Origin of the sequence: Photobacterium sp. OFAV2-7 (assembly GCF_022347985.1) — a bacterium.
In the GTDB taxonomy this organism is placed as follows: Bacteria; Pseudomonadota; Gammaproteobacteria; order Enterobacterales; family Vibrionaceae; genus Photobacterium.
In genome coordinates, this window is sequence record NZ_JAKRFQ010000772.1 from 1 (window position 1) to 2545 (window position 2545).

The 2545-nt window shown below is 41.4% G+C and carries 3 protein-coding genes; all 3 read right to left on the bottom strand.

Features of this window, described 5'->3' with window-relative positions; translation table 11 throughout:
- Positions 1 to 610: LysR family transcriptional regulator (locus tag MHN01_RS24330; RefSeq protein ID WP_239413955.1), on the bottom strand; the 610-nt coding region annotated here is incomplete at its 3' end.
- A 90-nt stretch (positions 611 to 700) separates the two neighbouring features.
- Positions 701 to 1519 (bottom strand): hypothetical protein, encoded by an 819-nt coding sequence (locus tag MHN01_RS24335; protein ID WP_239413956.1) that lies wholly within the window; start codon positions 1517 to 1519, stop codon positions 701 to 703.
- A 94-nt stretch (positions 1520 to 1613) separates the two neighbouring features.
- Complete coding sequence (locus tag MHN01_RS24340) at positions 1614 to 2042, bottom strand: DoxX family protein (protein WP_239413957.1); 429 nt, start codon at positions 2040 to 2042, stop codon at positions 1614 to 1616.
- Positions 2043 to 2545 lie beyond the last annotated feature (503 nt).

Consider the following 2545-nt stretch of genomic DNA (forward strand, 5'->3'; position numbering starts at 1 on the left):
CCAGTAAGTTTACCCCAGCCTGCGGGGTACTTCCGTACTTAAGGAATCGGTGACTTTTTAATTCCTCTAGTGAGGCTGGAGTACCGTGTTGTTCAAGGTATTCAGGGCTGGCACAGAGTACATGCTTGATCGGGGCTATTTTCCTGGCTCGAAAGGAAGAGTCCTCAATATGGCCGATCCTAAAAGCCAAATCAAAGCCTTCTTCGACGATATCGACCTTTCTGTCTGAAAAATCAGTCTCGATTTTCAGGTTCGGGTATTTCTTGGCATAAATGTCGAGAGCCGGAGCCAGTTGGCTGAGGCCGAATGAGAGTGGAAGGGCTAACTTCAGAGAGCCTTCCAGGTGCTGGGTGGCTGAGGATATACGGTTATTTAGCTCGTCTACTTCTTCCAGTATCTGTTTTACTTGTTGGTAATAGAGAGTTCCGGCTTCTGTGAGGCTGGATTTTCGGGTAGTACGGTTGATAAGCTTCGAGTTCAACCGGTTTTCAAGTTCGCTTAAACGCTTACTGACTGCAGATTTGGCCAGGTTCAGTTGCTCTGCTGCTTTGGTAATACTGCCTGTTTCCACAACTCGTATGAAAACATGCATATCCTCTAGCTGTCCCATTCTTGTACTCTCAATGGTGGCGGATTAATTCAGGCGTGCTGCTTGTTTCGCACTTTGTTAATAATATTAGGTATCAAACGGTAGATAGCATTATAGAAGATTGGCGATCAAGGCTTGATTACAGACTACACCTTTTGATTTCAAGTGATACATCTCAATCTCATCAGCCAGAAAGAAGCCTGCTTCCCAAGGGTTCTTGGCTATGAACAAATCTTGGACTTGAGTAAAAAGTTGAGAGTTTTTTTCAACTCGGAATGCCTCAGCGCTGATTAGGGTGTAATTCCAATCAATGTGTGTTTCAAAAGTAAAAGTATTGCGGTTGTCGATAGCAAATATACAGTGTGTGTCTCTTGCTAAGAGTTGGCCTTTAAAACTGTTAGGGTAGGTGATCATGAAAATATCATCTTCAGTTGATGATAAAAATGCCATGACAGTCGTGTGCGGTTGTTCTAATGCCTGAGTTATCAATACCCCAACCTTGTTCTCGAACTCTGTATCGTCCGGTGTAATCCCTTTTTGTTGTGGGCTAATCTTCAGGGAAACTTCAGGGCGTGTGTCGCACGGGTAGGTGTATTCTTCGGCCTGGTATTTATAGATGCATTTATTACCATAAAAAACCATTGTTTCGAGTGGCGCCAACATGAGCCTGTTACCAGAAATTGATATTACCTTTCCCTTATAAGATGCACGGTATACCTCAAGTTCAGCATCATATATATCGACTCCGGTTCGATTATCTAGATGTAATGTAATCAAGTCATTAGTTGAATAAGTGTGCGATTTGGGAAACCAAATACCAAGCTTGTTGTTTTCATAGAGTTCGGCACTTACCACATGAACATGGGTATTTCCTTCTTGGTATCCCGCTGCAACGGCAATCAACTGCCTGGGAAGATAATCAGTAATCATTTTGACGCCTCAGAATAAGGTTAATTGAGCTCTCATGAGCTTGAATATTAAGGGTAACCCGGTGTTCTCCAATAAGAGCTACACCGGATAACAATTATTGGAGTCTTTTATGGAGGGTTTTATCAACAGAGAACCTACCAGCACCGTTGACGGCAATAAATATAAAGATAACGAGTAATGTTGCCTGATATTCTATACCACCCTGGCGAGCATCGAATCCGTTAGGCCAGCCAAGGAAGATGATTGCAACCACCATGGAGGCTGCATTAGCTAAGGCTCCCATACGAGTAAAGAGACCTAGCATTACCATCAATCCGCCAAACACTTCCCCAAATGAAGCAATAACGGCCATAAAATAAGGGGGCTCTATACCAATAGAATGAAAGAATTGAGCGGTTCCTTCAAGGTTGAATAGCTTTCCCTGTCCATGGTAGACCATCGTACCGCCGACGAATAACCTCAATATAAGGTCATGGAACATAAGGTGATTAGGTTTTACAATCCACTGAATGATATTTTTCATATTAGCTTTCCTTGATGTTGTGGACTGAGAATATATCGCTGTCAGTAAGTGCGATATATGGGTATCTTTTGAAGAACATCATCAAAATTTTCGAATGAAAAAATTGACAGTAGTCATGAAAATTACGGTAAATGATGTTAATAGGAAAATATGATGATTAAGAGCTTCCCCTTATAAACTTTTTTCTGAATATCGCCCTACCACTGTCCTTTTGTTTAATTTCCCTAAGAACATTGCTAACCGAGAAACGCTATTAAGAATGATGGTGAGGATCTTTTTAAGGTGTTTGATGCTCGTGTTTTGAAAGCAGCGCGATTTTTCCCCTGACTATTCATCTGCGTTAGAGTCCAATTTATTGTTCTGGTTAAGAGAACAATCAATTCACCTGTTTTGTGTTTTTCCACTTTTAATCAACAAGTATTCTTTGCTCACGGTTACAAAGAGCAATAACCGTTGCTTCTAAATTGATGAAATTGGAGATATAGCATGAACACACTACTTAC